Source organism: Nocardia terrae (assembly GCF_009760405.1).
GTDB lineage: Bacteria > Actinomycetota > Actinomycetes > Mycobacteriales > Mycobacteriaceae > Nocardia > Nocardia terrae.
In genome coordinates, this window is sequence record NZ_WRPP01000007.1 from 390373 (window position 1) to 414180 (window position 23808).

A 23808-nucleotide genomic window follows, 5' to 3' on the forward strand; every position below is an offset into this window, starting at 1 on the left:
CGGCCATGCGCGGATTCAGGACGGCTACGCCGACAGCGCCTATTAGGGTGGACGGCGTGGCAGGCGTGTCCGAAGGCGCGTCCGGGGTTCCCGATCCGCGACTGCGCCCGTACGTCCACGGGTACTCGGGCTATCTGCTGCGCGGATTCGCGCCGGGCGAGCACGTCGGCATGCCCGGCAACGGGCTGACGGTGATCGTCACCATCGACGAGCCGATCGACGTGCCGGTGTCCTCGCACCCCGGCCAGCCCGGCGGGCGCTGGGACATGCTGGCCAGTGGCCTGTCCGTGCGGCCGGCGGTGATCGCGCACAACGGGTTCCAGCACGGAGTGCAGCTCAGCCTGACGCCGATGGGCTGCCGGGCCCTGTTCGGCGTGCCGGCGGCGGCCCTCGGGGCCTGGATCGTGGACCTGGCCGATGTGCTCGGGCCCCGCGCGATCGAACTGCGCGAACGGCTGTCGGTGCCGTCGTCCTGGCCGGAACGCTTCGCGATCATCGACGAAATCCTGCTGCGGCAGGTGAACCCGGTCCACCTGGACGCCGAACTCGCCCACGCGTGGACGCTGCTGGCCGGTCCCGACCCGGCCGTGCGGGTCGCCGCCGTGGCCGACGAGATCGGCTGGAGCCGAAGACATCTCGGCAATCGTTTCAACGCCGAATTCGGGATCACCCCCAAGGACGCCGCCCGCCTGTCCCGCTTCGAGCGCTCGCACCGGCTGCTGCGCGAGGCGATCCTGCCGCCGCTGGCCGAGGTGGCCGCCGTCGCCGGGTACTACGACCAGGCGCACATGGCCCGCGAGTGGCGTGAGCTGGCGGGCATGCCGCCCTCGGTGTGGCGCGAGCGCGAGGAGTTCCCATTCGTCCAAGACCGACAAGGGGCCGACGCGGAAGGGTGAGGGCATGAGCGAAACGACCACACCCGTAAAGACCGGCACCGTCGTCTGGCCGACCCTGGTCTACCGCGACGCGACGGCCGCGATCACGTTCCTGGAGCAGGCTTTCGGCTTCGAGACCAGAGCCTGCTACACCGAGGGCGACGTCGTCCACCACGCCGAACTCGCGTGGCCCGGAGGCGGCGGCGTCATGCTCGGCCAGGCCCGCGACGGCATGGCGCTGGACTGTCAGCCGCCCGGCGTCGGCTCCGCCTACATCGTCGTCGACGACCCGGACGCGCTGTACGCCCGCGCGCAGGCCGCGGGCGCGAACATCACCCGCGAACTGCGCGACGAAACCGATTACGAATCAAGGGGTTTCACCTGCCGTGACCCCGAAGGCGTCTACTGGAGCTTCGGCACATACGCGGGCACGGCAGGCGAATAGATCGTTCAGGCCGCGGTGTGCCCGGCGGGTACACGCTCGGCCTCGAGCGGCGGGGGCGGCGGTGTGCCGTCGCCGAAGGGCCTGCCGCCCAAGGCTTCCCGGCCGTGCGGGGTCAGCCAGTTGCCGAGCTCGGGCCCCTTGGGGACGACGCGCGTCGGATTGATGTCGGTGTGGACGATGTAGTAGTGCTGCTTGATCTGCACGAAGTCCACGGTGTCGCCGAAGCCCGGGGTCTGATACAGATCGCGGGCGTAGGCCCACAGCACCGGCATCTCGGTCAGCTTCTGCCGATTGCACTTGAAATGCCCGTGATACACCGGATCGAACCGCGCCAGCGTGGTGAACAGCCGGACATCGGCCTCGGTGATGGTGTCCCCGACCAGGTATCGCTGGGTGGCCAGCCGTTCCGACAGCCAGTCGAGGGCGGTGAACAGCCGATCGTAGGCGGCGTCGTAGGCGTCCTGGCCGCCCGCGAAACCGCACCGGTACACGCCGTTGTTGACCTCGGTGTAGACCCGGCGGTTCACCGAATCGATCTCGGCCCGAAGGTCTTCCGGATACAGCTTCGGCGCGCCCGGCCGGTGGAACTCGGTCCACTCGGTGGAGAAGTCGAGGGTCATCCGCGCGTAGTCGTTGGTGACCACCGCGCCGGTGCGCTCGTCCACGATGGCGGGCACGGTGATACCGCGCGGATAGTCGGGGAACCGCTTGAAGTACGCGTCCTGCAGGAAGTGGATGCCCAGCACCGGATCCACCTCGCCGGGATCCAGATCGAAGGTCCAGCTGCGCTTGTCGTGGGTGGGCCCGCACAGGCCCAGGGACAGCGCCGATTCCAGCCCGAGCAGCCGCCGCACGATCAGCGTGCGGTTGGCCCACGGGCAGGCGCGGGCCGCGACGAGGCGATACCTCCCGGGTTCGACGGGATATCCGTCCCGCCCGTCCGCGGTTATCCGCGTTTCTATGTAGTTCGTGTCCCGCTTGAATTCGCCCGGCTCGACATAGGAACCCGGCTCGGATTTCGACGTGGTCACCTGATCTATTCTGCCCTCCGCCTCCCCGCGCTTGGCCGCGAACCTTCGGGCCATCCCCAACCGGGGCAGATGGTCCTGTGTTCGGCCTTTTGAAAAAGTGAGCGGCCGCATACATTCAGCCCCATGACTGACTCGAAGCCCACCCGCCTGGAACGCACCGTCACCGCCGGCGGCGCGGACGCGGCGATCCTCACCATCGACCACCCGCCGCTGAACCTCTTCGACAAGGCTCTGCTCGACGCGCTGTCCGCCGATCTCGAGGAGCTGTCGGAGAATCCGCCGCGGGCGCTGCTGATCCGGGCCGACGGCAAGTTGGTTTCCGGCGGTGTGGACGTGCACGTCTTCGACGGTCTGTCCGAGCAGGAGGGCGCACAGCTGTGGCAGACCCTGTTCGCCCGGATCATCCACCCGATCGAGGCGCTGCCCTGCCCGGTCATCTTCTCGGCGCACTCGCTGACCCTGACCGCGGCCTTCGAAATGGCGCTGGCCTGCGACATCATCCTCGCCGCGCCCAAGGCCAAGTTCGGTCTGGTGGAGACCGTGGTGGGCCTGACCCCGTCCATGGGCGGACCGCAGCGGCTGGCCGAGCGCGCCGGATCGGGTCGCGCCCGGGAGTTCGTCATGACCGCCGATCTCTACGACGCCGCGACCATGGCCGACTGGGGTGTGGTCAACGCCGTGCACGAGGATGTCGACACCGCGGCCCGCGCCCTGCTGGCCAAGCTGGCCGACGGCCCGACCCGCGCGCACGCCGCGACCAAGCAGATCATCGAGGCCTGGCGTTCCGGCGGTGTGGCGCACGCGGATTCGGTGACCCCGGAGGTGTCGGGGCAACTGTTCGGCAGCGAGGACCTGAAGAACGCGGTGCGGAGCTTCCTCGAGGTTGGTCCCGGAAAGGCCACGTACACAGGCAAGTAGCGCGCAAACCCCGCGAGTCGATCGCCCGGTCGCGCCCCGCGCCCGGGTGTGTCGGCTGCGTTCGGGCGTGTCAGCGCCGCTACCTGCACGAGTGGGGGATTGGGGGGTAATCGAAACCGCTCGGCCACGAAAACCGGTGTGCCGATGCGAAAGGCACCGCGAATCCGACGTTTCCGCAGGCTCGCCAGGGGGAACACCGGCTCGACCGGGCGGTGATCTGTTTCCGTTGCGTCAAACCCTGACATCCGTTTGCCGACAATCCGCCCATGGCTGTGATCTGCATCATATAGTCACTCATGCCTGGCAGGGCTTACGAGGCACTCGGAGGGACGATGTCGCAGTTACTCGTGGAATACCCGCACACCCACGCCGCTCGTTTGCGCGAGAGCAGCTGGTGCGACAACCCGCTGGCGCGCGCCGCGGACGGCATCCTGCGCTACGGCAACCTCACGCCCGCGCTCACCGAACTCCTCGACATCCAGGTGCACACCTTCGCCGCCCGTGAGGCCGTGGTGGAGATCGGCGGCCCCCGGCTCACCTACCGCGAACTCTGGTACTCGGCCTCGCGCATCGCGGGCGGGCTGCAGGAACACGGCATCGGCTACGGCGACCGGGTGGCGGTGCGCATGCCGGTCGGCGCGCGCTGGGTGCAGGCGTTCCTGGGCGCGCTGCTGTGCGGCGCGGTGCCGGTGCTGGTGCACGACGGCCTCCCGGACGCGGTGGCGGAGCGCGTGATCCACGATGCCAGCGCCGATTTCATCCTCGACGGCGGCGGCCGCGCGGCCGGCTTCGGCGAGGCCCTGCCCGACGCCGCGGCCTTCATCGACGACGGCGCGTCCCTCGGCGAACTGGCCCTGCTCTGCTACACCAGCCCCGGCCCCGAGGCGGGCCCGCGCGGTGTGGAGCTGACCAACGAGAACCTGCTCTCCGCGATCCGTTCCGTGGTGGGCGCACTGGAACTGCCCACCGACGGGCTGCGCAATCTGCTGCTGCTGCCGCTCGCGCACGCCAGCGGCTGCGTCGACCAGCTGCTGCCCACCTTCGCGGTCGGCGGCACCGTGGTGCTCGCCCCGGACCGCGCCGCGGTGCCGGAAGCCCTTGTCTCCGAACGCATCGACATGGTCTCGGCGACCCCGCGCATCTTCGCCGGGCTGCTGCCGGGCCTGGCCGGGCTGCGCGTGGAGCGGGTGCGGCAGGTGTGCAGCGCCGGGCACCGGGCCGAGCTGGCCGCCGCGGATCCGGCCGCCTGCGAGGCGGTCTCGGTCAGGCTGCGCGAGGTGTTCCCGGAGGCCCGCCAGTGGTCGGTGTGGGGCGCGACCGAGACCTCGGGCATCGGCCTGGCGCGCGATGACACGGCTCTGGCCTTCGACGACACGGCATCCGGCCGCGACGTCCTCGGATTCGCCTTCGGCGGTACCGAACTCGCCCTGTGGGGTCCGGGCGCGGCCACCGGCCACGGCGAACTGCTCTGTCGCGGGCCCAATGTCGCCTCGCGCTATTGGAACGATCCGCAGACCACCGAGTCCCGCTTCACCGGTACCTGGTTCCACACCGGGAACCAGGTGAGCATCGACGGCGACGGCCTGGTCCGTCAGGCCCTGGCGGACTGACGGGCTAGTCGAGCAGGCGGGCCCGCAGCGCGTCGCGCAGCTCGGCGGTGACGCCGATCTCGGCGAGGTAGCCCTCGAGGTCGCCGTACATGGCCAGCATCGAATTGGTCGCCGACTCCAGGTATTCGGGCTTCACCCCGAGCAGGTCGTCGGACAGCTCCTCGTTGCTCTCGGCGGTCATGAGGGCGCGCAGGGCGGGCACGGCGTCATTGCTGAGCAGGTAGTCGGCGTAGATGTCCTCTTCGGTGACATCGACGATGCGCAGCAGGGTGGCGATGGCCCAGCCGGTGCGGTCCTTGCCCGCGGCGCAGTGCACCAGCGCCGTGCCGGTCAGCACCGAGTCGGCCAGGGACTTGATGGCGGCGTGCGCCTCGGGCAGCGCAGGGAAGAGTCGGTAGACCTCGAGCATGTGCCCGTGGGCGGTGGCGGAGCGCCGCGCCTCGTGCGGCGGGGTCTCGCCCATGCGGGAGTCGAAGGGCGTGACCTTCACGCGAACGCCCTCGGGCACCGCGTCGTGGCCGATGAAGTCGATTTCGGCGAAGCCGCGCAGATCGTGCACGTCGGTGACCCCGAGTGCGGCCAGGGTGCTCAGACCGGCGGCGTCGACACGGCTGAGCTGGGCCGACCGTAGCAGGACGCCCTCTCTGACCTTGCGTCCGTCGGTGGTGCGGGCACCGCCCAGATCGCGGAAATTGAAGGTGCCGGAGATCAGGAATTGGTCGTGGCGCGCAGAAGTCACCCGCACAGGCTATCGACCGGCGCGCAAAGGCACCGGCCGTGTGGGCTCGCGCACACACGCTATGTTTCGCGGCACACCCGTCCGTAATATACCGATTGGTCCTAACAACGGCTTTACCAGGCGATCGTTCAATTTGATCATTCCCGTCTGATCGCGGGCCCGTTCCAATTAGGTAACGAAACATTCTTGAGGTACGGAATCGGCTATCAAAGCTGGTTGCGGAGCCAGAAAACGACGTAACATCGATACCCGTTGAACGGGTACGCCGGTGTACTGGGCGGAGATCAGCGCCGATCTGCAACCCGTTGAGCGAGCCGTGCAAGCTCCTGGCGACTTCGGTCCCGGGACGCATTGCGCGAGTTCTTTCGCCAAAGGGAGTCGTCGTTGAGCGCAAGTGGAGAAATCATCACCCAGGTCGGACTTCGTCCGGCCATGATCGAGGCCATCGAAAAGACGGCCGGGTCGCTCGACTTCAGCGGTAATCGAGCGTTGCGCGTCCTGCTGCACGCGGGTGTCAGCACGCTGTGGCCGATCTTGAAAGCCTCGCCGGACCGGCAGATTCGCGCCTACGAATCCACTCTGGCCGTGCTGCGGCAGCGCTGGGAGAACCAGGCGGCCTGCGTCCCGGACCCGGTCGCTTCGGCCATGTTCCAGGGTCTGGATGCCGACGTCACCGCGTTCCTGGACCTGTGTGCCAGCCGCTCGGGCACCCAGTGGCTGGAACCGGTCGACGCCATCGCCGCCTATCTGCTGGCCGTCATCCAGGGCATGGTGCTGCGCTGGCTCGCCGACTGCAACGACGAGATCTCCCTCGTCGTGCTCGACGATCTGGTGTCGTATCTGTCCACGAAGGCTGTCGACCTACCCTGAAACGATCGCAAATGCTGGACGAGTGACCAGGTTCGTGGTCGAATGGTCAGGTGATCGAATCGTCGCCGATCAGCGGGCTGCACGCGGCCACCGCCGACCTGGAACCCCCACTGGCCGCGGTCGACATGACCGCCCTGCGCGCCAATGCCGCCGATCTGGTGAGCCGCGCCCGCGGCGTGCCGATCCGGGTGGCCAGCAAATCCGTGCGCTGCCGCGCGGTGCTCGAAGAAGTGCTGGGCCCCAAGCTGACCGCCTCCGGCGGGTTCGCGGGCATCATGGGTTACTCACTGCGCGAAGCCATCTGGCTGGTGCGCGAGGGTGCGCGCGATGTGCTGATCGGCTATCCCACGGCAGACCGGCACGCGCTGGCCGAACTGGCCGCCGACCCGCTGCTGCTGGACTCCATCACGCTGATGGTCGACGACACCGATCAGCTGGACCTGATCCGCGCCGCCGTCGGTAGCGAAAAGGTCGCTCCCCGTGTGTGTCTGGACGTCGACGCCTCCCTGCGCATCGGACCGCTGCACCTGGGTGTGCGCCGCTCACCGATCCGCACGCCCGAGCAGGCCGCCCGGCTGGCCGCCGAAACCCGTTCCCGCGGTTTCCGAGTCGTGGGCATGATGACCTACGAGGCGCAGATCGCGGGCCTGCCCGACACCAATCCCGCTGTGCGCCTGGTGAAGAAGCTCTCGGCGGACGAGATCGGCAAGCGCCGGCGCACGGTGCTGGACGCGGTGCGGTCGAAGGTCGGTGAACTCGAGCTGGTCAACAGCGGCGGGACCGGGTCCATCGAGGTCAGCATCGGCGATCCGGACGTCACCGAGGTGACCGCGGGCTCGGGCCTCTACCTGCCGACGCTGTTCGACGGCTACCGCAATCTGGCCCCGCGCCCGTCCATGTACTTCGCCACCCCGGTGCTGCGCCGGCCCGCGCCGGGCATCGCCACCGTCTTCTCCGGCGGCTACATCGCCTCCGGGCCCACCGGTGCGTCCCGGGTCCCGAAGCCGGTGTGGCCCAGGGGCTTGAAGCTGATCGGCACCGAGGGCGCGGGCGAGGTGCAGACCCCGCTGACCGGCGCGGACGGCCTGGCCATCGGCGACCGCGTCTGGTTCCGGCACGCCAAGGCGGGCGAACTCTGCGAGCGGTTCAACGAGGTCCACCTCGTCGACGGGGACGGCTCGCGCACCACGGTGCCGACCTACCGCGGCGAAGGCCACTGCTTCGGCTGACTTTCCGTCATCTCCGCGCGTCTTCGACCGGGATCTGCCTTGCCGCAGTGGTTTCCGGCCACATGCACGCCGGAACGACGATCAATGGCGGGGGCGACTACACCCGGTCGAGTTGGAGGACCGCGGCGAGGTCGGACAGCTCGGCCGTGGTGGCCGGGAGGTATTCGGTCAGCAGCGGCGAGCGCACGATGATCGCCGACCACATGGCGCGCGAGATCGCGCTGGTGAGCCAGTGCCGTGACAGCAGCGCGCCGATGCCGTGCGGGGCGTCCTCGGGGGCGGAGGTGGTCATGGAGACCAGCACCACCGCCGCCTCCCGGCCCTGGAAGTGGTCGGGGGTGCCGACCAGGACGTCCTCGATCCGGGCCCGCGATAACAGGGTTCGGATGCGCGCCACCTGGGCGTGATAGGGCGCGACCACCAGAATGTCGTGCGGGTGCAGGCGGCGGGTGAGCGCGCCGGTGTGCCAGGGCAATCCGAGCAGCGTCCGCACCTGGCGCACGATCTCCCGTGCCTCCTCGGCGGACTCGGTGCCGTTGCCGTGATGTTCCACCGAGACGGTGCGCACGCCCGGCTCGATGCCGTCGAGTTCCCGTGCCAGGGTGACGGTTTCGTTGGAGCGCAGCCGATTGTCGTAGCGCAGCCGCGACACCGGGCCGCACATGCGCGGGTGCATGCGCCAGGTGCGGTCCAGGAAGTAGCCGTAGGCGGCGGGCAGGGTGCGGTGCGCGCCGAGCAGGCGGCCCAGCACGGATTCGGCGATGGGCTCGGGGTGCAGGCCGCGCCCCGCCGCGGGCGCCGGATCGCCGACCAGCAGCAGATTGCGGGCCGACACCGCCACGGCCATCGCCTCGGCCAGCGGGAACTTGCCGGCGTCCACGATGACCAGCAGGTCCAGGCTGTCGCGCGCGATGCGCTCCGGATCGGCGAAGTCGCTCGAAAGTCCGCCCACCACACAGCCGTTCACGGCATTGTCGAGGAACCGGGGATAGCGCGACGCCTCGATGGGCAGCCATTCGGGGGACACCGATCGGGCATCGGCCTTGGCCACCAGCTCCGGCAGCACGCCCACCGCCACGATGGCGTCGAGCAGGTGCTCGACCACCTGGTGCGAGCGCGCGATCACGCCGACGCGCCATTTGTACCGGGTGACAAGCCTTTCCACGGCGCGGGCGGTGGTGTCGGTCTTGCCGGTGCCGGGCGGGCCCTGCACGGCCACATACGAATCGTCGAGTGCGAGCACGGCCGCGGTGACGGCGGCGGCGTGATCGCCGAACACCTCGGGCAGCGCGGCGCCGGAGCGCAGCCGGGGCGAGCGACGGCACAGGATGTCGAAAACGGCGGTCTCGGGCACCTGCGGCAGGGTCACCAGGAGCTGATGCGCGGTGTCCTCCAACGCATCCGCCAGGTGCACGTCGTGGCCGGGCGGGCAGGGCGCGATGGCGGTGGGCAGCTCGTCGTAGGGCTCGCAGCCCTCGGGCAGCATCTCCACCACCCGCATGACGTCCTCGAACGTGGTGTCCAGCGCGCAGCCGAGCACCGTGGCGTGTGCGATCGCGCGGACGCCCGGGTCGGCGGTCATGCCCGGCGCGGGGCGGTCGTAGAGGGTGAGTACCGGCGTTCCGGGTGGCGGCGCGTTGCCGGTTCCCAATCGCCCGCTCAGGGTCAGATACCGGCGCATGGGCCGCTGCCCCGTGCTGTGCCAGTCGGTGTCCACCGAACCCGAGTCGGCGACGAGAACTCCTGCGGTATCGGCCCATTCGGCCACCGGATGATCGAGCCGATCGTCGTGCGCCCAGCGCAGCGGCCGCCGTTCGCGCCGGTGATACCCCAGCGCCGCCGCCGCCAGCCCGGCCGCCTCCTGTGCCTCGCCGCGACGCTCCCCGTCGCTCTCGGCGAATTCCCTTAGCGCCGCTTCGATCTCGTCGGGCCCGGTCTCGGCGTAGTCGTAGGTCCAGCGCCGACCGGGCCGCACCCCGTGCTCGGCCGCCAACTCCAGCAGCCAATCCCGCAGCCGCAGCACGGCTTGCGCCCCGCTGTCGCTCTCCTCCTGATTCGGCGGCAACTGATGCAGGTCATAGGAACGCTCGCCCACGACCAGCGCCGCCCGCACCACCGGATACAGATCGACCAGCGCGGGCAGCAGTTCCGCCACCACATCCTCACCCTCGGAATCCCGCTCGCCGACGGCGTTCAGCAATTCGCGCAGGTCCCCGCGATAGTGGTGGATCCGCAGGTCCGGGCATTCACGCTGCCGTTCGATGAGGAACTCCAGCAGTGCGTCGGCGTCGTCGCGGCGGCGCGGGCACGCCGCGCGTCCCAGCGCGTCCCGGTCCTCGGTGCGAATCACGAAGGTGCGCTCCGGCATCGGCGTCGCGGGGCTCGGCACGAACCCCAGCGCCACCGTGCTCACCCCCGGAATCGGTCCGGGTGCGGCCACGACCACCGCGGCTCGGCGGCCCGGCTCGGCGTGACCTTCGGGTGTGCTGTCCAGGGACTCGGTAGCCGACCGAGGCGCGCCATCAACCTGATGTGCCGCAGGGATATTCGATCCGGGAACGAAATCCGCTGCCTCGCATGCGATGTCCATGCCGGGTGCCTCGACGGCGAACTCGGCGGCCGATGATACGACTCGAAGGGGCCCGGTGACGAGGTGTCCTGCCGCAAGGGAACCCGGGTCGTCCGTGAGATCGGCTTCGCCCGGGTCGTCGCCGGGCGCGCTCGCGACGGCGGCTTCGCGGTCCGCGGCGAACTCGGGCACAGCGGCCGAGCTCGGCTCGGCGACGCCGTCTTCGCCGAGCATCACTGCCGCACTGGAGTTTCCGGCGGATGGTCGCTGCTCGCCGACGGTATGCGGCGGAATCGGGGCAGGGCGATCCGTGGGCGCGGCGGACCCTACGCGCACGATCAGGTCCCCTGCGGCGCACGAGGTTCCGGTGCCGGATGCCGGGCCGACGCTGACGAACAGATCGCCGCGGGTGGGCGCTGCCAGGGCGGCGAGAGCGGATGGGTCGAGCAGGGCGTGGACCGGGCGGCCGGTGCGTTCGCGCAGGATCTGGACCTCGGCCTGGCGGCGGAGGGTGGTGAGGGTGGCGGAGGGGATGCCCGGGACGGTGGCCTCGGCCACGGCCAGGCGGTCGAGGGTGGTGATGCCCGCGTCGCGCAGATGGGCTCGGGTTGCGGGGCGCATGCCCGCGACCAGCAGCAGGTCGCGGCGGGCCTCGAGTTCGGCGGTGCAGGTGGGGCAGTGGCCGCAGACCAGGAATCGGCGATCGCCCCACTGCACCGGCAATAGTTCGCCCAGTTTGGCGTCGACGATGAGGTTCAGGCGGGCCCGGCGCGCCTGGTAGACCACCGCCATGTCCGCGAGCGGGTGGGTCACCGCGACCCCGTCCTCCCAGATTCGCGCGTGCGGTGCGGCGCGGAAACCGTTGCGCCGCAGGGCTTCGGCCGTCGCTGCGAGGCCCATCAGGGTCGCCAGCCGGTCGCGCTTGCCCGCGACCCCGGTGACCACGTAGTCGTGTGTCTCCGGCGAGTGATCGCGGACCAGGAATTCGCAGCGAGCCACGAAGTCCCCGTCGAACACGATCGCGCCCGCGACGGCCTCCGCGTCCGAGCGCAGTGCCGCCAGGGTCTCCTCGTGGGCGGCTCGCAGCCCGGCGAGCGCGGCCGCGCGCAACTCCTCGGGCAGCACCGCGGCCGATCCGTCCGCGCCGGCCCCGGGGGCGCCGATCCGCGGACCTCCGTCCGCACCGGACCACGGACCCGCGGAATTGGATGCGGCCGTGCCGGATTCGCCCGATAGTCCGATCGTCGCGAGATCGCGGCGGCGCGGACCCGGCGCCGTCCGCCCGAGCGCGGCCGCTGCGGGCGCGGATAGGCGGATGCGGGTGACCGCGGGGGCGTAGCGATCGCGCAGATCGGCGAGGCGGTGCTCGACGGCCGGATCCGGGGTGCGGGTGAGCGCGCCGGGTGACTGGACGTCGACCGGCGCCACCAGTCCCAGTTCGGCGTCGAGCGCGCGCAGCAGCGCGAACTCACAGCGCGCCGCCGTCACCAGGTCACCGGTGCTGCACACGACACGATCACCGAACAGCATCAATCGCGGCCCTCCTGTGCCTCTCCTCCGCCGACACCCGCACCCGGCCGCAGGCGTGGTCGCGTGGCCGAGTCGCGCCATAGCGTAATGACTGCGGGCGGTGTGATGTGTCGCCAGGTCCGGCCCCGACGCCGGGCCGGAGCGGCCGTGACCGGCCCACGTCAGCGCGCGTTTGCGGGCGATGTTGGGAGACAACGCGACTCGCACGCGGTATGTGAACCGTTATCGGTTCAGCCGCCGGTCGTGAGCCGCAAATCGCATCGCCATCCCGGCGTGTCGCCCCTAGTGTGGAGGGGTTGAAGGGAGTCCTTTCGTGCAGAACGGTGAACCGAGCCGAACCGCTCTCGGCGCTGCCCGCCACCGCGCCGACCATCAGAAACTGGACGGTGCCAGCATCTTCCGCGACCCGTTGGCGGTGGCGGTCCTCACACCCCTCGCCGAGTCGGCCGACCGGTCGCCGACCGCCGCCCGCGAGGACGACGCCGCGCGCCGCCGCCTGCGCCTGTTCATCGCCGCGCGGTCGCGCTACACCGAGGACGCGCTCGCCGACGCCTACCGCGCGGGCATCCGGCAGGCGATCATCCTCGGCGCGGGCCTGGACACCTTCGCCTACCGCAATCCGCATTCCAGCCTGCGCGTCTTCGAGGTCGACCACCCGGCCACCCAGTCCTGGAAGCGGCAGCTGCTGGCCGACACCGGCATCGGCGTTCCGGCGTCGGTGACCTATCTGGGCGCGGACTTCGAGCGCGACACCCTCGAAGACGTGCTGGCCGCAGGCGATTTCGACGCCTCGCAACCGGCGTTCGTCATCTGGCTGGGTGTCACCATCTATCTGACCCGCCCCGCCATCGCGGCCACCCTGAACACCCTCGGCCGTCTCGCACCCGGCAGCGAACTGGTCCTCGACTACGGCGAACCGCTCGGCCCGCAGACCGCCGAGGAGCGCGCCGTCGCCGAGGAGCGTGACCGTCGACTGGCCGCCATCGGGGAGAGCTGGATCAGCCGCTTCACCCCCGAGGAGATCGCCGCCGAGCTGAAGGAAGCGGGCCTCGCGGTGGTCGAGGATCTCGGCCCGGTCGCCACCTTCGCCCGCTACCTGGGCACGCCGACCGCGCCGGAACGGCCCGGCCCGCACATCCTGCGCGCCGAGGTCGTGTGACTTTCGGCAATTACTCGCCAGTCGCCTGATCGGAGCTCCCCCACGGGGGCTTCCGGTCTGTCACAATCTGCCGATGCTCTACCTCGCGGGCGCTCGCGGCCGCCTTCACTACCGACGATGGCAGCTCGACAACGCGCAGGCTGCTCTGGCTCTGCTACCCGGAATCGGCCAGCACAGCGCGCACTACCACCGGTTCGCCAGGGCCCTGGCCGCCCACGGCATCGAACTCTGGGCCCTGGACACCTCCGGGCACGGTCTCAGCGAAGGGGACCCGGAGCGGCCGGGCACCATCTACGAACTGGCCGACGATGCCCGGATGTTCCTGGGTCAGGTTCGCGCGCAATCGAATTCCACCCCGTTCCTGATGGGCCACTCGCTGGGTGCGGCCACCACGCTGGCCGTGCTGCGCGAGGCGACGCCGGGCGAGTACCCGGGATTGGTGCTGTCCGGCACGCCGAAGGCGGTCCTCGAGGGCAAGGCCCCGAAGTCCGCGCGCGGCGCCGACGGCTCCAATCGTGTTCGCGCCCATATCGGTTCGCGATCGCGTGCGGCCGTGGCGACCGAGCAGGACTCGGACTGGCCGGGACCGCGGCTGCCCGAGGGGCTGCCGGTGCTGGTCGTGCACGGGGCGGACGATCGCCGCGCCCCGCTCGACCCGGTGCGAGAGTGGTCGGCCCAGGTCGGGGCGCGGTTCCACACCTACCCGAACGCCGGTCACGATCTGCTGCACGAGCCCGTGCACGCCGAAGTGACCTCGCAGATCGTCGAATTCGTGCACGCCCGCACCCTGGTGTGACCACTTACGGTGGAGGGCGTGCCCCTCTACGAATTCGAAGGTAAGCGCCCCACGGTCGATCCGACCGCGTTCATCGCGCCCACCGCGACCCTGATCGGCGATGTGCGAGTCGAGGCGGGCGCCTCGGTCTGGTACGGCGCGGTGCTGCGGGCCGACTTCGCGCCCATCATCCTTCGCGAACGCGCGAACGTGCAGGACAACGCCGTGATCCACGTACCGCAGGACGTCACCGTGGAGATCGGCGCGGGCTCCACCATCGCGCACTCGGTGGTGTTCCACGGGGCCACGCTGGGCGCGGAATCGATTGTGGGCAACGGCTCCACGGTGCTGGATCTGGCCAAGATCGGCAGCGGCGTCATGATCGCCGCGCACTCGCTGGTCGGGCCGGGACAGGAGATCCCGGACGGCGTGCTGGCCGCGGGCTCACCCGCCGAGGTCAAGAAGCCGCTCGAAGGCACCGCGGCCGAGATGTGGGTGAAGATGAACCCGGGCATCTACGCCGAACTCGCGCAGCGGCATCGCAAGGGCATCACCGAGGTTCACTGATCCGGATCCCGGGAAGCGGTGGGGCGCAACAGTTCCACCACTTCCGCGTCGGTGAGCTGATGGAAGTCCCGGTAGGCCCCGCCGACCCCGCCCAGCGAGCGCGGCACCAGCGGGCACACCACCTCGTCGGCCAGCGACCGGATCCGGTGCAGCGCTTCGATCGAGGACACCGGCACCGCCACCACCACGCGGCGCGGTTCGTGCAGGCGCGCGATCTCGCACGCGGCGGCCACGGTCGCGCCGGTGGCCATCCCGTCGTCCACGATCACCACGGTCCGGTCCTTCAAGGGAATCGGCGGCTCCGCGCGCAGCACTCGCCGCCGTCGTTCCAGCTCGATCCGCTCGAGATCCTCGGTGGCGGCCAGTTGCTCGGCCGTCACTCCCGTATGCCGCACGACGTCGTAGTTGAGCACCCGCACGTCGTCCTCGCCGATGGCGCCCATGGCCAGCTCCGGCTGCCACGGCACCCCGAGCTTGCGCACCAACAGCACATCCAGATCCCCGCCGATCGTGTCGCGGACCTCCGCGGCCACCGGAACCCCGCCCCTGGGCAGCCCGAGCACCAGGGGATCCGCCGCGCGCAGGTGCGAGAGTTTGTCACCCAGTGCGCGTCCGGCAGCCCCCCGATCCGGGTAGATCATCGCTCTTCAGTCTAGGCGTCGTGCCTTCGTCATTCCGGCGCGCTTTTGGCCGGAATCCACCGATCAAAGGGAGATTCCGGCCAAATGCATGCCGGAGTGACCGGACAAATAGCGGGCGCTTGTCGGGATACCGGTGGCTATTCGCCGCGGATCGTGTATCTACGCAGGGCCAGGCTGGGGTTGGTGGTGCGGACCTCGGTGAGGTGGTGCAGATCCACGTGGGCGGTGGCGATGCCCGGCTGGTCGCCGAGTTCGGCCAGCACCGCGCCGGTGGGGGAGACGATCATCGAGGTGCCCGCGCCGCGCGGGGCGGCCTGGTCGGCGGCGGCCACGTACATGGTGTTCTCGATGGCCCGCGCGCGCAGCAGCGTGGTCCACTGATCGACCTTGCCGGGACCGGGAATCCACTGCGCGGGCAGCAGCAGCACGTGCGCGCCCGCGGCGGCCAGGCGGCGAATGCCCTCGGGGAAGCGCAGATCGAAGCAGGTCTGCATGCCGAACACCACGCCATCGACGGTGAAGGTCTGGGACTGGTCGAGCGGGCCGGGGATGAGCAGATCGGATTCGCGGGAGCCGAAGGCGTCGTAGAGGTGCACCTTGCGGTAGACGGCCGCGAACTCGGCGTCGGGGGTGGCGGCGACGAGGGTGTTGTAAACGTGCCCGGCCGGCTGATCCGGTCCGCCGGACTCCACCACGCCCGCGACCACGTGCACCCCGAATTCGGCTGCGATGCCCCGCAATCCGGTGACGAACGGACCGGTCAGCGGTTCGGCCGCGGCCAGCACCCGCTCATCGAGGCGTTTGGTCGCGAACATCGAATACTCGGGCGCGACCACCACCTTCGCTCCGAGTTCGCTGGCGGCCTTGACCTCCGCGCGCAGCGCGGTGAGATTGGCCACGGTGTCGGTGTACGGATCGAACTGCACCACCGCCACATCCACCGATCCGTCCGGCTCGGTCCCGGCGGGCAGCTCGGCCGCGGTGGCGGCCTCGGGCACGGCCGTCGCGACCGTTCCGGAGCTGCCCGCATCGGCGGTGGCCAGGGCTCCGGTGACGTAGTTGCGGACGGGTGCGGGGTCGGAATTTCCGAGTCCGGAGATCGAACTCGGGGGCGTCGGGACGGCGGGCGCGGGCGGGTTGTCCGATTGCACGACTCCCAGGGTATTCACCCGATGGTCAAGCCCGCAGCTAGCAGGCAGTAAAATCCCTGGCAATGAGTACCTCACCGGCCGACAGCGCTCCCACTGACGACGAGAGGGACGTTTCCGGCCCGTCCTTCGCCGATCTCGGCCTCGACGAGCGCATTCTGCGCGCCGTCGCCGATGTCGGCTACGAATCGCCGTCGCCTATTCAGGCCGCGACGATTCCGCCGCTGCTGGACGGCCACGACGTGGTCGGCCTGGCGCAGACGGGCACCGGTAAGACCGCCGCGTTCGCCATCCCCGTGCTGCAGGGCATGCACGGCGGCGGCAAGGCGCCGAAGGCCTTGGTGCTGGCCCCGACTCGCGAACTGGCCATCCAGGTGGCCGAGGCGTTCGGCCGGTACGCCACCCACATGCCGGGCACCCACGTGCTGCCGATCTACGGCGGCCAGAACTACGCGGTGCAGCTGTCGGGTCTGCGGCGTGGCGCCCAGGTGGTGGTCGGCACCCCGGGTCGCGTCATCGATCACCTCGAGCGCGGCACCCTCGACCTGTCGGAGCTGCAGTACCTGGTGCTCGACGAGGCCGACGAGATGCTCAAGATGGGCTTCCAGGAGGACGTCGAGCGCATCCTGCGTGACACGCCCGAGCAGAAGCAGGTCGCGCTGTTCTCGGCCACCATGCCGACCGCCATCCGCAAGATCTCCAAGCAGTACCTGAAGGATCCGGTCGAGATCACGGTCAAGACCAAGACCTCCACCAACACCAACATCACCCAGCGCTGGGTGCAGGTGTCGCATCAGCGCAAGCTGGACGCGCTGACCCGCATCCTCGAGGTGGAGCCCTTCGAGGCCATCATCATGTTCGTGCGCACCAAGCAGGCCACCGAGGAGCTGGCCGAAAAGCTGCGCGCGCGTGGGTATTCCGCGGCCGCCATCAACGGCGACATCGCGCAGGCGCAGCGGGAGCGGACCATCGGCCAGCTCAAGTCGGGCGTGCTCGACATCCTGGTCGCCACCGACGTGGCCGCCCGCGGCCTGGACGTGGACCGCATCTCGCACGTCGTGAACTACGACATCCCGCACGACACCGAGTCGTACGTGCACCGCATCGGCCGCACCGGCCGCGCGGGCCGCAGCGGCACCGCCCTGCTGTTCGTGGCCCCGCGCGAGCGCCGCCTGCTCGACGCGATCGAGCGCGCCACCCGCCAGCAGGTCACCGAGATGCAGCTGCCCAGCGTCGAGGACGTGAACGCGCAGCGGGTGCAGAAGTTCGGCGACATGATCACCGAGAACCTGGCCTCGGCCAATGTGCCGCTGTTCCGCAAGCTCATCGAGGAATACGAGCGGGAGCACAATATTCCGCTGGTGGATATCGCGGCGGCACTGGCGGTCGGCGGGCACGAGGGCGACACCTTCTTCATGGAACCCGATCCGGAGCCCACGCCGCGCGAGCGCCGTGATCGCGATCGGGCGCCGCGCGCCTTCGACGACCGTGGTCCGCGCGAGCGCCGCGAACCGTCGCACCACCGCCAGACCGGTGCCGAGCTGGTCACCTACCGGATCGCGGTGGGCAAGCGGCACAAGGTCGCGCCCGGCGCCATCGTCGGCGCCATCGCCAATGAGGGCGGCCTACGCCGCAGCGACTTCGGGCACATCAGCATCCGGCCCGACCACTCGCTGGTGGAGCTGCCCGCCGATCTGTCGGACGAGACGCTGAATGCCCTGAGTCGCACCCGGATCAGCGGTCAGCTGATCCAGCTGCAGCTGGATCAGGGCCCGCCCGGAGGACGTTCGATGAGCCGCGGTGCCCCCCGCCGCGAGTTCCGCGACAGCAAGCCGCGTTACGAGCGCCGCAAGCCGCGCTCCTGAGCCGGCCGCAGACGCATCAACGCCCGCATTCCTCCAGGAATGCGGGCGTTGTGTTTTCGAGGATCGCGGTCGGTCGTTGATGCCCTGGTAGCGCGGTCGACCGTCCGCTATCCGGCCGGATTGCCCGTCATCTGGGCTGGAGCGCTGTCATCCGGGCGTGATTGTGACCGGGATTCATTGCAGCCGAATGGATTACGGCCGAGAACGCGCCGGAACAACGGGGTGAGCTCAGTTGGCCGGGGTGACCGAACCGGCGTCGGGGTTCGGAGCGGCGGGGGCCGTGGTGGTGGTCGCTGGGCTGCCCTGGCCGGAGTTGTCGGGAGCCTGGGCCGGGGTGGTCGGCGCGCCGGAAGTGGTGGGCGCGTTGGGATCCGGCGTGGCGGGGATCGTCGGCTGGACGGCCGGGGCGTCGCTCACCGTGAACAGGCCCACCGTCGGCGTGACCACGCAGCGGGCGGCCGGGTAGTCGATGGTGCCCCACAGCGAGGCGATGACATTGCCCGCGCCGGTGTCGACGGTCTTGGACAGCGCCGGGAGGTTGTATTCGGTCTGGTCGTCCAGGGCGGTGATGCCGCTGCGGCCGTTGTTCACGTTCAGCCAGGCCACGCTCAGGCCGGAGGCGAGCGGGAAACCGTTCTGCTGCGCCATCGCCTGGAAGCTGACATTGCCGGGCGGCAGCGACGTCGTGCCGCCCGAGATGCCGGTGACCGCCATGGCGTTGGTCAGGCTGAAGGGCATGTTGAAGCCGCAGCCGAGGGTGGGCGCCTGGTACCAGAACGACGTGAACTGAACATTTTCCAGCTTCGCGGCGGCGACCAGCTGATCGGCGCGGGCGATGTCGGCGACCGCGGTCTTGCCCGCCGCGTCGTCGCCGACGGCTTGGGTGAGCTGGTCGATGCCGATCTCGACGGGCGTCTTCGGCTGATCGGCGGTGGCGGTGGCGGTCGCGCCGAGGGCCGCCGTGGCGGTAAGGGCCGCGACCGCGAGGGCGCGCCGGGACTGGGTCCAACCGTTCACTCGTGCTGCTCCTCATCGGATACGGATTCCCCGGCAACGTACCAGCTCTGCTCGAGAGCCGCTTCGGCGAGCCGTCCGGTCGGTGTGATCCGGCCGACACCCGATTCATTACCGGGGGGTAGGTTTATTGGCGACATCACAGCGACGCTCGGGAGAAGCAATGAAGCTGGCCCTATCACCCGATGAGGTGAAATTCCGGGATGAACTGCGCGAGTTCTACCGGACCAAGATCCCGGCGGAGATCCGCGACCGCGTGAAATACGGCCTCGAACTCTCTCGCGATGACATCGTCACCACCCACCGCATCCTCAACGAGAACGGTCTGGCCGTGCCCAAATGGCCGGTCCAGTGGGGCGGCCAGGACTGGACGCCCATGCAGCGCCACCTCTGGGAAGACGAGATGCAGCTGGCCTCCGTGCCCGAGCCGCTCACCTTCAACGCCCAGATGATCGGGCCGGTGATCGCCCAGTTCGGTTCCGAGGAGCTCAAGCAGCGCTTCCTGCCGCCGACCGCCAACCTCGACATCTGGTGGTGCCAGGGCTTCTCCGAGCCGGACGCGGGTTCGGACCTGGCCTCGCTGCGCACCACCGCGGTACGCGACGGCGACTCCTACATCGTCAACGGCCAGAAGATCTGGACCACGCTGGCGCAGTACGCCGACTGGATCTTCTGCCTGGTCCGCACCGATCCGGCCGCCAAGAAGCAGGCGGGCATCTCGATGCTGCTCTTCGATGTGAAGACCCCCGGCGTGACCATCCGGCCGATCAAGCTCATCGACGGCCACCACGAGGTCAACGAGGTCTTCTTCGAGAATGTCCGGGTGCCCGCCGACCAGCTGGTCGGCGAGGAGAACATGGGCTGGACCTACGCCAAGTTCCTGCTCGGCAACGAGCGCACCGGCATCACCGGCGTGGGCCGCACCAAGGTGAAGCTGGGCGTCGCGAAAGAGTATGCGGCGCAGATCCGTTCGGGCAGCGGCACGCTGCTCGAGGATCCGGTGTTCGCGTCGCGGGTGGCCGAGATCGAGAACGAGCTGCTGGCGCTGGAGCTCACGCTCATGCGCGTGGTGTCCAATTCCACCGGCGACAAGCCGAATCCGGCGTCCTCGGTGCTCAAGCTGCGCGGTTCCGAACTGCAGCAGGCCGTCACCGAACTGCTGCTGGACATCGCCGGGCCCGACGCGCTGCCGGTGAACGCCGACGATATCGCCTCGCCCGGCTGGGCGCAGCGCAGCGGCCCCGGCTATCTCAACTACCGCAAAACCACCATCTACGGAGGCTCCAGCGAGGTGCAGCGCACCATCATCGCCTCCACCATCCTCGGATTGTGAGCCGCCGCCATGGATTTCGAACTCACCGATGAACAGGTCATGCTGCGTGACACGGTCCGGGACCTGCTGGGCCGCGCCTACGACCCGGAGAAGCTGCTGAAGGTCACCGACACCGAGCTCGGCTGGAGCCGCGACGTCTGGCGGCAGCTCGCCGAACTGGGCGTGCTGGGACTGGCTTTCAGCGAGGAGGACGGCGGCGTCGGCGCGGGACCGGTCGAGACCATGGTGGTCATGGAGGAGATCGGCCGCCGCAACGCGCCCGAACCCGTCCTGGACGCCGTGCTCATCCCCGGCGGGCTGGTCGCGCGGGCCGGGACCGCCGCGCAGCGGGAGCGGGTACTGCCCGCCCTGGTCGGCGGCGAGACCCTGCTCGCCTTCGCGCACGCCGAGCCCGGAAGCCGCTGGCCCGTAACCGAACTGGCCACCACTGCGGTGCTCGACGGCGACGCCTACCGCCTCACCGGCGTCAAGAACCCGGTCCCGCACGGCGACTGCGCCGACCAGCTCGTGGTCAGCGCCGCCCTGCCCGGCGGTGGGATCGGGCTGTTCCTGATCGCGGCCGATGCCGAGGGCGTCACCCGCACGGCGTACCGGACCTTCGACGAGCGCCGTGGCGCACAGATCGAATTCGCCTCCGCCGCAGCCGAACTCCTCGGCGACGGCGGCGACGCCCAGCCTGCGGTGGACGCGGTGACGCTGGCCGCGCACGCGAGCCTGTGCGCGGAGTCCCTCGGCGCGATGGCAGAGGCGCTGCGCCTGACCACCGAATATCTGAACACGCGCAAGCAGTTCGGGGTCACGCTGTCGAAGTTCCAGACGCTGTCGCAGCGGGCCGCGAACATGTACGTCTCGCTGGAACTGGCCCGCAGCATGAGCCTGTACGCCACCGCCGCGGTGGCCGACGGCTCGGCCGATCAGGTGGCCGCCGCGCGCGCCCGCCTGCAGGTGGGCCGCTCGGCGCGCCACATCGGCCAGGAGTCCATCCAGATGCACGGCGGTATCGGCATCACGACCGAGTATCCGGTGAGCCACTACGTGGCCCGCCTGACCGCCATCGCCCGCACCCTGGGCAGCGATCTGGAGCACCTGCGCGTCCTCACCGACCGCGTCGCGGACTACACCCTCGTCGAGTTCTAGTGAGCCCGTTCGTATCTCACCGCGACGACTGATCTCGTGCCGACCGGGGTAACTCACCGGGCAGGTCCGAAATAGGTTCGTCACTGGACCGCCGGCACGGCTGCACGGCGGTCCAGGCACTCGGTTGTCCGCTGAAGGTGCGGAGAGGCGGGGGAGAAATTGGGTGGGGGCAGGGTGATTGGCGAGCGTAGGGTCGAAGGATGGGAGGAGAGACAGTACGGCTGGACGGGAACACCCTGATGCTTCCCGACGGGGTGGGGGTGCGGTTCATTCGCACGCTGCGGCTGCCCGAGCAGGGGACGCATGCCCTGCCGCCGGGGCTCGGTGAGTTTCCGGTGCGGCGGGTCGCGGATTACGCGGATTCGGTCCCGGAAGAATGGGCGAAACGCGGCGGCGTCATGCTGCCCATGTATCTGCGGGAGGCGATGTGGCTGTCGTTCGCCACGAAGGAACCCGCGGCACTGCAGATCGGCGTGGGCAAGGTCTGCGCGGTCTCGGGCAAGCCCTGGAGCGATCGGCTCGGTCGTGACCCGCAGAACTACGTGGTCCTGCCCAAGCAGCCGTGGCTGGACGGCATCAACTCCGGCCGGGGCACCATCCGCCAATTCGTCTCGGTCCCACTGGGATTGGGCGCGACCGTCGAAGGACAGGTCACCGGCGAGGAGACCTGGGGCGGCATCCAACTCCAGAACTTCGCGCTGAACGACACCGAACTCGCCCGCTGGCGCAAGGCGGAGGAAGAGCGCCGCAGGGCGGAGGCGGAACGCGTCCGCGCCATCACCGTATCCGCGCCGCTCTCCGCCCCGTCCCCGGTCTTCGGCGCACCGCCGCCGGCGGCGGGCAGTCTCCCGCCCAGCCCGCGACCCGGCGCACGGCCGCGGGCCCGACGGCAAGCCACCGCCATGGGCCTGGGCGTCGGCGGCACCATGCGCCAGGAGATCTACAAAGACGATCGCCCCCTGCATGATTGGTCGGTCCAGCCCTCCGCCCGCCTCTTCGTCCACCTGGTAACCCCACCCGACTGGCGCCGCATCACCGGCGAGGCCCCACCCCCGTCCCCGGTCGACCGCGCGGCCTACACCGCCGCGGGCCTACCCTGGTTCGACTACTTCGACTCGGACGCAACCGATCTCGCCCCGGCCGACTCCCTGGCCACCGTCACCCCGGTAGGCGACTGGCTCGGCGACGACCACGACCCCTGGCAGAACCCGACCTCCGCCCAGATCCACCACCTCGGCGACAAGAAGGGCAAACCGGTCGACGACGGCGACTGGTAGACGAACCGGGCCGGTGGCCTAGCCGTCGGAGTTGTCCGAGGCCGCGTGGTCCGTGGTCGGGGCGGCCGACGGGGGCAGCGTGGTCTCGGGGACGGTGGTGGCCGGGGGTTCGGTTGTGGGGCGCGGACTTTCGGTGGTTCGCGTGGTGGTGGTCGGGCGCGAGGTGGTGGGGCGGCCGCTGGCGCTGGGGTCGGCGGGGTCGTCCGGGGTGGCGGTGACGGTGGAGATGGGGGCGCGGCGGGAGGGCTGGTCCGCGGCTACTCGCCAGGTGGGGGAGGGCGGGATGACGACGGCGGGCGTGCTGGTGCCGGATTTGGTCGAAGTCTCCGGGGCTGCTTGGAGATCGGCGTTGATCGGCGGGGGCGCCACGTAGGTGTCGTTGTGGCCGAGGCCGCAGGCGCCGAGCAGGATCAGGCCGGCCGAGACCGCGCCGATCGCCGCGGCGGCACCTTGCACAGGCTTGGGCAGGTGACGCAGCGGGGTTACCGGGCGCTCGTCCGCGCCGGCGTTGCTGCGATCCATTGGTGGCACTCCTGATTCGTGTCGAGTGGGCTCACCTTAACGGAGGCTTAGAGGTTGGGCCAGGCGGGTGGTCGGTTCGATAACGCCTCCGCGCAGGCAAATACCCAGACCTCGAAAATATCTCAAACAGCCATGATTCGGATTACGAATTAGTAAAGTCGGCGCGTTTTGCATACGTGTCCTATGGACTTTCCGTTGCCGAGCCGTAATGTGTGTCCAAAGTTACACGTGAGACGCTCGAAATTTGCCGAGGGACGCGCCGAAGAATCGCGAGACCCGGCGGGCGTCATCGAGGAGTGGATGATGGGTGCATTCTCGACCTCTCCGCTGCGCGCCTCTCTGCGCGCCGGAGAGCCCGCCGCCCCCGGGGCGTCGCGGATGTCGGCAATCCTGGCCCGCGTCGTCGCCTGGCTGATCTTCCTGGGAGGACTCACCGGCGCGGTTCTCGGCATCGCCGAACTACGGGTCGAAATCACCGTCGCGGGACTGATTCTCGCCTGCACCGCGGGCCTGGTTTTGCTCAAGCTGCGCGCCGACGCGCACGCTGGCTAATA

General features: G+C 69.9%; 21 protein-coding genes. 14 read left to right on the forward strand and 7 right to left on the reverse strand.

All coding sequences use genetic code 11. The annotated features are described in order from the left end of the window. The first annotated feature begins 56 nt into the window (after nucleotides 1–56). Nucleotides 57–896 carry an AraC family transcriptional regulator gene (locus tag GPX89_RS32730; protein ID WP_328602555.1) on the forward strand — a complete coding sequence of 280 codons (840 nt, stop codon included), beginning with the start codon at nucleotides 57–59 and terminating at the stop codon, nucleotides 894–896. 4 nt (nucleotides 897–900) lie between these two features. Beyond that, nucleotides 901–1320, forward strand: coding sequence for a VOC family protein (locus tag GPX89_RS32735; RefSeq protein WP_157391538.1), 420 nt, complete (start codon nucleotides 901–903; stop codon nucleotides 1318–1320). Between the two features lie 5 nt (nucleotides 1321–1325). On the opposite strand, the gene GPX89_RS32740 is transcribed toward GPX89_RS32735, so the two are convergent. Further along, entirely contained in the window at nucleotides 1326–2351 is a 1026-nt protein-coding gene (locus GPX89_RS32740) for a glutathione S-transferase family protein (RefSeq protein ID WP_328602556.1), read from the reverse strand. A 123-nt stretch (nucleotides 2352–2474) separates the two neighbouring features. Here GPX89_RS32740 and GPX89_RS32745 point away from each other — a divergent pair, with 123 nt between their 5' ends. Further along, nucleotides 2475–3269: an enoyl-CoA hydratase/isomerase family protein gene (locus tag GPX89_RS32745; protein WP_157391540.1), complete on the forward strand. Its 795-nt coding sequence runs from the start codon at nucleotides 2475–2477 to the stop codon at nucleotides 3267–3269. Nucleotides 3270–3601: 332 nt separating this feature from the next. Then, nucleotides 3602–4879, forward strand: coding sequence for a class I adenylate-forming enzyme family protein (locus tag GPX89_RS32750; protein WP_157391541.1), 1278 nt, complete (start codon nucleotides 3602–3604; stop codon nucleotides 4877–4879). 4 nt (nucleotides 4880–4883) lie between these two features. Here GPX89_RS32750 and GPX89_RS32755 read toward each other — a convergent pair whose 3' ends face one another. Continuing rightward, nucleotides 4884–5618: a tyrosine-protein phosphatase gene (locus GPX89_RS32755; RefSeq protein WP_328602557.1), complete on the reverse strand. Its 735-nt coding sequence runs from the start codon at nucleotides 5616–5618 to the stop codon at nucleotides 4884–4886. Between the two features lie 384 nt (nucleotides 5619–6002). Between GPX89_RS32755 and GPX89_RS32760 the strand changes: the two genes are divergently transcribed. Together GPX89_RS32760 and GPX89_RS32765 are read left to right on the forward strand one after the other, a co-directional pair. Then, a complete protein-coding gene (locus tag GPX89_RS32760) occupies nucleotides 6003–6488 on the forward strand; it encodes a TetR family transcriptional regulator (protein ID WP_235948587.1) in 486 nt (161 codons plus the stop codon). 50 nt (nucleotides 6489–6538) lie between these two features. Continuing rightward, a complete protein-coding gene (locus GPX89_RS32765; RefSeq protein WP_328602558.1) occupies nucleotides 6539–7717 on the forward strand; it encodes an amino acid deaminase/aldolase in 1179 nt (392 codons plus the stop codon). A gap of 97 nt (nucleotides 7718–7814) precedes the next feature. Here GPX89_RS32765 and GPX89_RS32770 read toward each other — a convergent pair whose 3' ends face one another. Beyond that, on the reverse strand, nucleotides 7815–11816 hold the full coding sequence (locus GPX89_RS32770; RefSeq protein ID WP_235948591.1) for a bifunctional RecB family nuclease/DEAD/DEAH box helicase: 4002 nt from the start codon (nucleotides 11814–11816) through the stop codon (nucleotides 7815–7817). A gap of 313 nt (nucleotides 11817–12129) precedes the next feature. On the opposite strand from GPX89_RS32770, the gene GPX89_RS32775 reads away from it, so the two are divergent. From GPX89_RS32775 to GPX89_RS32785, 3 genes are all read left to right on the forward strand, one after another. Continuing rightward, a complete protein-coding gene (locus tag GPX89_RS32775; RefSeq protein ID WP_198347700.1) occupies nucleotides 12130–12975 on the forward strand; it encodes a class I SAM-dependent methyltransferase in 846 nt (281 codons plus the stop codon). A 73-nt stretch (nucleotides 12976–13048) separates the two neighbouring features. Further along, nucleotides 13049–13771: an alpha/beta hydrolase gene (locus GPX89_RS32780; protein WP_157391542.1), complete on the forward strand. Its 723-nt coding sequence runs from the start codon at nucleotides 13049–13051 to the stop codon at nucleotides 13769–13771. An 18-nt stretch (nucleotides 13772–13789) separates the two neighbouring features. After that, entirely contained in the window at nucleotides 13790–14317 is a 528-nt protein-coding gene (locus tag GPX89_RS32785; protein WP_328602559.1) for a gamma carbonic anhydrase family protein, read from the forward strand. Here GPX89_RS32785 and GPX89_RS32790 read toward each other — a convergent pair. Both GPX89_RS32790 and GPX89_RS32795 read right to left on the reverse strand, forming a co-directional pair. Continuing rightward, complete coding sequence (locus tag GPX89_RS32790) at nucleotides 14311–14958, reverse strand: phosphoribosyltransferase (protein ID WP_157391543.1); 648 nt, start codon at nucleotides 14956–14958, stop codon at nucleotides 14311–14313. The two genes, GPX89_RS32785 and GPX89_RS32790, sit on opposite strands and share 7 nt — an antisense overlap. Nucleotides 14959–15095: 137 nt before the next feature. Next, nucleotides 15096–15929: a carbon-nitrogen hydrolase family protein gene (locus GPX89_RS32795; protein WP_157391668.1), complete on the reverse strand. Its 834-nt coding sequence runs from the start codon at nucleotides 15927–15929 to the stop codon at nucleotides 15096–15098. A gap of 242 nt (nucleotides 15930–16171) precedes the next feature. Between GPX89_RS32795 and GPX89_RS32800 the strand changes: the two genes are divergently transcribed. After that, nucleotides 16172–17971, forward strand: coding sequence for a DEAD/DEAH box helicase (locus tag GPX89_RS32800; protein WP_157391544.1), 1800 nt, complete (start codon nucleotides 16172–16174; stop codon nucleotides 17969–17971). A 228-nt stretch (nucleotides 17972–18199) separates the two neighbouring features. Here GPX89_RS32800 and GPX89_RS32805 read toward each other — a convergent pair whose 3' ends face one another. Next, on the reverse strand, nucleotides 18200–18988 hold the full coding sequence (locus GPX89_RS32805) for a hypothetical protein (protein WP_157391545.1): 789 nt from the start codon (nucleotides 18986–18988) through the stop codon (nucleotides 18200–18202). 160 nt (nucleotides 18989–19148) lie between these two features. Here GPX89_RS32805 and GPX89_RS32810 point away from each other — a divergent pair, with 160 nt between their 5' ends. The 3 genes from GPX89_RS32810 (at nucleotide 19149) to GPX89_RS32820 (ending at nucleotide 22732) form a co-directional block, all read left to right on the forward strand. After that, nucleotides 19149–20318, forward strand: a complete 1170-nt coding sequence (locus tag GPX89_RS32810; RefSeq protein ID WP_157391546.1) for an acyl-CoA dehydrogenase family protein — start codon at nucleotides 19149–19151, stop codon at nucleotides 20316–20318. A gap of 9 nt (nucleotides 20319–20327) precedes the next feature. Further along, nucleotides 20328–21455: an acyl-CoA dehydrogenase family protein gene (locus tag GPX89_RS32815; RefSeq protein ID WP_157391547.1), complete on the forward strand. Its 1128-nt coding sequence runs from the start codon at nucleotides 20328–20330 to the stop codon at nucleotides 21453–21455. Between the two features lie 200 nt (nucleotides 21456–21655). Beyond that, nucleotides 21656–22732, forward strand: a complete 1077-nt coding sequence (locus tag GPX89_RS32820) for a hypothetical protein (RefSeq protein ID WP_157391548.1) — start codon at nucleotides 21656–21658, stop codon at nucleotides 22730–22732. Nucleotides 22733–22750: 18 nt separating this feature from the next. On the opposite strand, the gene GPX89_RS32825 is transcribed toward GPX89_RS32820, so the two are convergent. Beyond that, nucleotides 22751–23254: a hypothetical protein gene (locus tag GPX89_RS32825; protein ID WP_157391549.1), complete on the reverse strand. Its 504-nt coding sequence runs from the start codon at nucleotides 23252–23254 to the stop codon at nucleotides 22751–22753. Nucleotides 23255–23557: 303 nt separating this feature from the next. On the opposite strand from GPX89_RS32825, the gene GPX89_RS32830 reads away from it, so the two are divergent. After that, nucleotides 23558–23806: a hypothetical protein gene (locus GPX89_RS32830; RefSeq protein ID WP_157391550.1), complete on the forward strand. Its 249-nt coding sequence runs from the start codon at nucleotides 23558–23560 to the stop codon at nucleotides 23804–23806. Nucleotides 23807–23808: the final 2 nt, after the last annotated feature.